This is a genomic window from Methylomonas sp. BG-2 (assembly GCF_057766305.1).
This window is the reverse complement of record NZ_JBYMAP010000220.1, coordinates 1-6,441: the sequence shown is the minus strand read 5'-3', so window position 1 is coordinate 6,441 and position 6,441 is coordinate 1. Positions and strand designations below refer to the sequence as shown.

The window sequence follows — 6,441 nt, the reverse complement described above, 5'->3', positions numbered from 1 at the left end:
AATAAGACTTTTGAGATGGGCTGTTTGCATACGCTGCGATAAAGTCACTTTCGACGCCACAAGCACGCGCAATATCCTCCAAGGACTCTAATTCTTTCAGTTTCGCCGTAGTCATATGTGGTGTATGGGTAGCAACGACGAGATGGATAAAGTAAGGTCTTAAGAAACGGGTTCGAACTCAAACCCACGGAAATCTACCGCAACCGATCATCACGTCGTCGCTAACTTCGATGATAGCAGAAATAGTTGTACTTAAAAAATGATCAACGACGCCCTGCGTTATACTCACACTTGAACAAATGATATTATCCGGCAAGTTACGATTAGTATTCAGACATTCAATTAAGCTAAGTGACAGTCAGAAAAGGGGTCGGCTGGCGACCGTCCGCTCTTCAGATTCATGGCCGGAAAGCCGTCATTGAATTCCGATACCTGAAAGCAGCCGTTCGCCACTGTGTCTAACAGGCTGGTGAAAAACTCGCGCCTATTTTCCCTTACCCACGGTTCTCGTGATTTTTTCGCGTTGAAATCAGTCATAAAATCGAGTTTCAACGGTTAGGCCTCTGTTTCGAGGACTTTTTATCCACCTGACGCCGTCTTTGGACGGTATTCAGGCGCACCTCGCCCTAGGTGGGCGTAGCCCACGCCGGTTTCGGCGTGAATACCAGTAAGTTCAGCAGCCGTGTCAGGTTGTACGCGGCAAAGCAAAATAAGGCTTGGCCTGCCACTTTGGCTAAACCAATGTGGCGGGTTTTACGCAGGCCACCGACAGTCTTGATCCAGCCAAAGGCCTCTTCGACGATTTTGCGGCGCTTGAGGCTTTGGGCATAGCCTTTGCCGCGAGCGGTGCGGCCATCGACAGCACTGCCGGTCTTTTTGCGGGCCACATGGGCTTTGATGTCTTGCGCGTTGAGTTGGTTGACGAACGCCGGCTGGTCGTAGCCTTTGTCGGCACCGACGCTGCCGCCTTTGGGCACGCGGCGTTTGATCATTTTTTGGGCGGCTTCGATTTCGGCGGTGCCGGTGGCTTGGGTGGTTTCGACATCGACAATCAGGCCATTGCGGTTCTCGGACAAGGCGTGGGTGATGTAGCGCAGTTTGGCTTCGGTGTATTCACCTTTCTTGTAGAGCCGCGCTTCCGGGTCTGTCGTGCTTTGGTGGGTGGCGTTGCTGCGCTTTTCGCCGCTGAAGTCGACCTCGGGATTGCGGCCGGCGGGCTTATCTGGACCGCTGCCGTCTTTTTTTACGAAGCTTTTGTGCGAAGCCCAGGCTTCGATCAGACTGCCGTCGACACTGAAGTGCTCGTCGGACACCAGGTTTTGCCATTCCGCTATGGCCAGCACTCGGGTGAAAAATTCGCGGCTGAGGGATTCGGACAATAGGCGCTCGCGGTTGGCGCTGAATACCGTGCGTTCCCAGACAGTATCGTCAATACCCAGCCCCACAAACCAGCGAAACAGCAGGTTGTAGTCTAACTGTTCCATCAGTTGCCGTTCACTGCGGAGGGTATAGAGCACTTGCAATAGCAAGGCCCGCAAGAGTTTCTCAGGGGCAATTGACGGGCGACCGGTGTGGGAGTAACGCTCGGCGAACACGGCATCCATTGAGGCCAAGACGCCATCGACCAATAGCCGTAAGCGGCGTAGCGGATGCTATTTGGGAATACGGTCTTCCAGGCTGACATAGCTGAACCAGCTGTGTTGGATGGCATCGTGTCCGCGCATTGGGGCATCTCCAATTTAGATAGCCTATTTTACCAGTTGCCGGCAGCTTCCGGCCTTGAATTGCTTGGCTTTGGGAGTTTTTCACCAGCCTGCTAACCGACCCTAAGACGACATTCGGTTTCTAGAGTGAATGTGCAATAAGCGGCGCTAAGCGGACGAAATATCAATAGATATAATCTGAATTACTTGATTTGCCTTTAGTTTGGCCGTTGTTCATTAATTATTTATTAGCACTGGATTACGCGTATGGAACCCGAAATTGGAATTTATGGTTTTGACTCAGCATGGACCGATAACCCTAAGCAGCCGGGAAGCATCTCCGCGTTAATGGGAAATGACCAAAATTGGGTGTTTCACGCTCCAAGGCTTGCGCTTTTTGATGAGGCACTGGCGTTTATTCTCGCCCATCCGGCCCAAAAGCAAATCATTGCTTTAGATCAACCGACCATCGTTAACAATGCCTCGGGTATACGTCCGGTGGAGCGTATCGCCGGGAGTATCGTCAATAAATTAGGTGGCGGCGTTCAACCTGCGAATCAGGGGCGAGCCAATATGTTTGATGCTGCAGCTCCAGTCTGGCGCTTTATTCAAGTTCTGCAAGCAATTCAAAATCCGTTTGCCGCCAGGTCAGAGGTTCACGGACGATTTCTGATTGAGGTGTTTCCCGCACTTGCCATTCCCTCTCTGTCGCCAAACATCTGGAAGCGTGGGCGTGCTGCCAAGTACAACCCAGGACAGGCGGCAAAATTTCAATTGGCGGATTGGCAACTTGTATGTGATGGTCTGATCGAATTCGCATTGGATTGTGGCTTATCTACCGTAGTCGAGTATTTACGATTAGAGCAAGTCAAACCCAAACCCACCAAGTCGGATCAAGATCGGCTCGATAGTGTCATTTGTACTCTGATTGGGTTTTGCTGGCTAAAATCAGGATCAGCCGCAAATTGTGTAATTGGGGATGGGCACCATGGTTTTATGGTGACACCGGCACTACCTGCCATTCAGTCGATTTTGCATCGTGCAGCTACTGAAAAATCAGTTCCATTCAATCAGCCTTCAGGCTTTAGCACAACAACTCTCCCAAAAGTGACTGCATTTATTCCGGACACCAGTCAATCAACACCAAACAAAAAACCTAAAATAACAGCAGCGGTCTACGGCAAACCATTGGCTAAATCAAGCGATACCCGGTCTAGTTTGAGCTACGATGCGGTTTACTTGATGTTAATCGAAGCCGCGAATACTAAACGCATTTTGACTTATGGTGACGTATTGGAACCGTTTGGCATCAAAGCTAATTCGTTTTCCGTGGTTGGTCGATTAGTTCCGATACTAAACCGAATTGCTGAGCAAAACCTTCAAAAAAGAGAACCTCTGCTCGCCTCGTTGGTGGTTGCTAAAACTACCGGTATCGCTGGCGATGGCTTTTTTCAACATCTAGGTTTGGGACCCTTTACTGACTCGGACAAAAAACGACTGTTGAAATTGGAGCAGGTAAAGGTTTTCGATTTCGATTGGTCTTCTGCGTAATCCCAACTTTGAATGACTCGTTTAGGTATTGTAGCCGACTAAGCATAAAATAAATGAATGTCGCAAAGTGGCCGGGTCGAGCCGAAGACGGCCCAAGGTTGCTTGCCAAAAAGCCGCCATTCGTTGGAGATTGGGATCAAAAATTTCGCCTGCATCATCATCGGCAGGTTTTGGCCGGGTCAAGCCAAAGAGGGAGCAAGATTGCTTGCCGAAAAGCTGCCCTTCACTGGCCTTAGGGATGGTAAATTTCGCCGACATCGCCAGCGGCGGGTTATGGCCGATTGTGTAAGGTCGCCAACGGCGGCTTTTCAGTCCTCCAGCTCTTTGCGCTCAACAGCCGACATGACCATCAGTCATCGAACCACGATGCTGTTGCAGACCCCTAATTCCCAATGGCTTTCATTAATTGCTCGACCTGCGATTTCATGGCTGTCAGTTGGCCGGTTAGTTGGGCGACCTGCTCTCGAGCACTCCCCGCTTCTCGTTTAGCGTTGTCCGTCTCCGCTTCGAGCTTGATCAGTTTATCGGCGGTTCGTTGAAGTTCCGCCGCCGCTCGTTTCCTTTCGTCCTTACGGGACTCCTCGGCGGCATCCGCCTTGGTCTGCACTTTCACCAATTCCGTTTTCAATTGATCCCGTTCGGCTGCGATAGATTGGGCGGCTTGTTTTTGACCCGTCAATTGTTGCCGCAGTTTGGCTTGCTCGGCTTCATGCTGTTCGGTCGCCGCCTTCGCGTTTTTCTCGGCCGCCTCCAATCGTTCGCGCAAAGTGGCCAGCTCGACCGCCTGGGCTTGGTTCTCCGCCTGCGAATCGGCCAGCCGTTTGGTCAACGCTTCCGTCCTGGCCTGTTCGTCGGCCAGCATGGCTTCCAGTTCATCCACGGCTTGCGAGGCATCGGCCAGTTCGCGTTCCGCCTGGGCTTGCTGCTCGTTAGCCGCCCTCAACACCTCTCCCACTCGTCGCTCTTGGGTTTTGACGGCTTTGTCGTTTAATTCCAGCGCTAATGCGTTAACTTTGTCGACCAGGGCTTTGGTCAACGCGGACAAGGTTTCAGCGACTTCCACCGGTAACTCGGCCACCGGCTCTGCATTCGTCACCTCTTGAGCGGCATTGTGCCTGTCCCAGACTTCCTTGAGCCTTTTGGGATCGCCACCACCTATTATTTTCCGTAAAGCAAATCCTGTCACATTGCGATTGGCCTTGGTGAGCATCCTACCGGCGTCGAGAATCTGATCGTTGTCGATATTGGCCGGGCGGCCCAAGTTGGCGTTTAACTCTAAGATTTCTTCTTGCATGGTGTACCCCCATCGTTAGCGACGGCCCTAGTTTGGCATATAACAAGAAATAAAGTAAGTAAGTAAGAAAGTAATGTACAAGCGCTTTTCGACCGGATACTCTCCAGCGCCCCAATACCACTTCCACCGATCAATTTTTTTTGTTATAACTTGGTCCTAGTTTTTAGCGTAATTGCACGCTGAAAATCCTGCACCGCAGGCGTTCCGTCTTTAGGCGGCGGGAACTGACGTTTCCGTACTGAGTGCGTCAAGCTCAGCCTTCAAATCCAGCGTCTTTCAGGCGCAACCATTCACCCACAGGGGAACACATTCCCCGTGGGGCAATGTCGTTCCCCTTTTTTTTAGGAGAACGATCATGGCTCAACCCCAACGCAACCCCGATAAAACCCGCGACTTGCCCATGCCGGCGACCGCGCAGCAATACGGCCTGACGGAGCAATCCTGGAAAGTCCTGACCGAAGTCACCTTTCCCACGGCCAAAACTCCGGAAGCCATCTTGATGGCCCTGGATTATTGCAAGACCCGCAAACTCGACATCTTCAAAAAACCGGTGCATATCGTGCCGATGTGGAGTGCCGCTCTAGGCCGCAATGTCGAAACCGTCTGGCCGTCCATCATGGAAATCCAGACCACTGCCTCCCGAACCGGTGTTTGGGCGGGTATCGATCGGCCTGTCTGGGGCCCCGATATCACCCGTACCTTTACCGGCCGCTACAAGGACGATAACGATCAATGGCAAGAATCCAGCACTACCCTCACGTTTCCCGAATGGGTGGCGGTCACGGTCTACCGGATCGTCGGCGGCAAACGTTGTGCGTTTACCGAGGAAGTCTATTGGCTCGAAGCCTACAGCACCGTCGGCGGTAAAAACTCGCAAGTGCCCACCGCGATGTGGATCAAACGACCGAAAGGTCAGTTGGCCAAATGCGGTAAAGCCGCATCGCTCCGAGCGGCCTTTCCGGAGGAATGCGGTTATGCCGCCGAGGAAATGGACGGCAAAATCATCGATATTGATGGTGCCAACGTGATCGATATCGATCCAGCGAACGCTGCGACGGTCACCGATAACGAGCAACCACCTCACGCTGAAGTCAAGCCGGAGGAAATCGATGTCTCAAAGCTCGATCCAAATTTGATCAAGGCGGTTGAAACCTTGATTAAGCGGACAACCAAGGCGAACGCCTGGGCCGCGGCTGACGCATTCGTCAATGAGCGCTTCAAAGGACTCGACTTGATCTATGCCCGTGCGGAATTGGAAAAAGCCAAACCGAAACCCGCGTTGGAACACACGGAAGGCATGACCCTGCCGCCACTTTCAGCGAAAGACCGGGCGCTAGCGCAGGCCCGTCAAACCTTTAGCCACTAAGCCGACCCACACCGTTCGGTTTTTCATTTTTTTACCCATCCAGGGCGTCATGATTCGCCCGGTGGGCTATTCGTGACGCTCTTCTCTTGGAGAAACGTCATGACTGAAATCACCCCCTTCGATCGCTCCCTCAACCGGATCCCCAGCTTTATCGACTGGAGCCGATACGATTCACCCACTGTCCTGCGCCGGTATGGGCCTGGATATCTGGATAGAACGCTCGATCCGGACACGGAAACCCGACTGTTTCAACGCCGGCATTCCTACGCCGATTTGGAGAGCCTCGCCGAAACCTTCGGCGGCCTGTGCACGCTGACGGACGGTTACACGTTATTGCTATTCGACCATGCCCGCTGCGCACAGCGTTGCCATGCGGTATTGAAACAACGCCGACTGGACGGTGTGCTGCACGGCTGCGATATCCGGATCGACGGAGAGTTCGAATGAAGATCGTCGATATCGCCCAACGCAGCGATGCGTGGCGACGATGGCGATCGCAAGGCGTGACCGCCAGCGAAGCGGCAATC

General features: G+C 52.7%; 5 protein-coding genes and 1 pseudogene. 3 read left to right on the top strand and 3 right to left on the bottom strand.

Going from position 1 to position 6,441, the window contains the following annotated elements; all coding sequences use genetic code 11:
• Nucleotides 1-626: 626 nt before the first annotated feature.
• Nucleotides 627-1,724: pseudogene (locus AC3B8H_RS17000) on the bottom strand (IS5 family transposase).
• A gap of 246 nt (nt 1,725-1,970) precedes the next feature.
• Here AC3B8H_RS17000 and AC3B8H_RS16995 point away from each other — a divergent pair.
• A complete protein-coding gene (locus AC3B8H_RS16995) occupies nt 1,971-3,254 on the top strand; it encodes a DUF429 domain-containing protein (protein WP_488442731.1) in 1,284 nt (427 codons plus the stop codon).
• Nucleotides 3,255-3,275: 21 nt separating this feature from the next.
• Here the strand turns inward: AC3B8H_RS16995 and AC3B8H_RS16990 are convergent, their stop codons facing one another.
• Together AC3B8H_RS16990 and AC3B8H_RS16985 are read right to left on the bottom strand one after the other, a co-directional pair.
• The gene (locus AC3B8H_RS16990; RefSeq protein WP_488442730.1) at nt 3,276-3,512 is read right to left on the bottom strand and encodes a hypothetical protein; all 237 of its coding nucleotides are present in this window, start codon (nt 3,510-3,512) and stop codon (nt 3,276-3,278) included.
• A gap of 124 nt (nt 3,513-3,636) precedes the next feature.
• On the bottom strand, nt 3,637-4,548 hold the full coding sequence (locus AC3B8H_RS16985; protein WP_488442729.1) for a DNA-binding protein: 912 nt from the start codon (nt 4,546-4,548) through the stop codon (nt 3,637-3,639).
• Nucleotides 4,549-4,903: 355 nt separating this feature from the next.
• On the opposite strand from AC3B8H_RS16985, the gene bet reads away from it, so the two are divergent.
• Both bet and AC3B8H_RS16975 read left to right on the top strand, forming a co-directional pair.
• Nucleotides 4,904-5,914: a phage recombination protein Bet gene (gene bet / locus AC3B8H_RS16980; RefSeq protein ID WP_488442728.1), complete on the top strand. Its 1,011-nt coding sequence runs from the start codon at nt 4,904-4,906 to the stop codon at nt 5,912-5,914.
• 99 nt (nt 5,915-6,013) lie between these two features.
• Nucleotides 6,014-6,361 (top strand): hypothetical protein, encoded by a 348-nt coding sequence (locus AC3B8H_RS16975; RefSeq protein ID WP_427551964.1) that lies wholly within the window; start codon nt 6,014-6,016, stop codon nt 6,359-6,361.
• The last annotated feature ends 80 nt before the right edge of the window (nt 6,362-6,441 follow it).

Coding starts and splice junctions, on each gene's coding strand:
- AC3B8H_RS16995 (WP_488442731.1), top strand. CDS start 1,971: ATGGAACCCGAAATTGGAATTTATGGTTTTGACTCAGCATGGACCGAT.
- AC3B8H_RS16990 (WP_488442730.1), bottom strand. CDS start 3,512: ATGTCGGCGAAATTTACCATCCCTAAGGCCAGTGAAGGGCAGCTTTTC.
- AC3B8H_RS16985 (WP_488442729.1), bottom strand. CDS start 4,548: ATGCAAGAAGAAATCTTAGAGTTAAACGCCAACTTGGGCCGCCCGGCC.
- bet (WP_488442728.1), top strand. CDS start 4,904: ATGGCTCAACCCCAACGCAACCCCGATAAAACCCGCGACTTGCCCATG.
- AC3B8H_RS16975 (WP_427551964.1), top strand. CDS start 6,014: ATGACTGAAATCACCCCCTTCGATCGCTCCCTCAACCGGATCCCCAGC.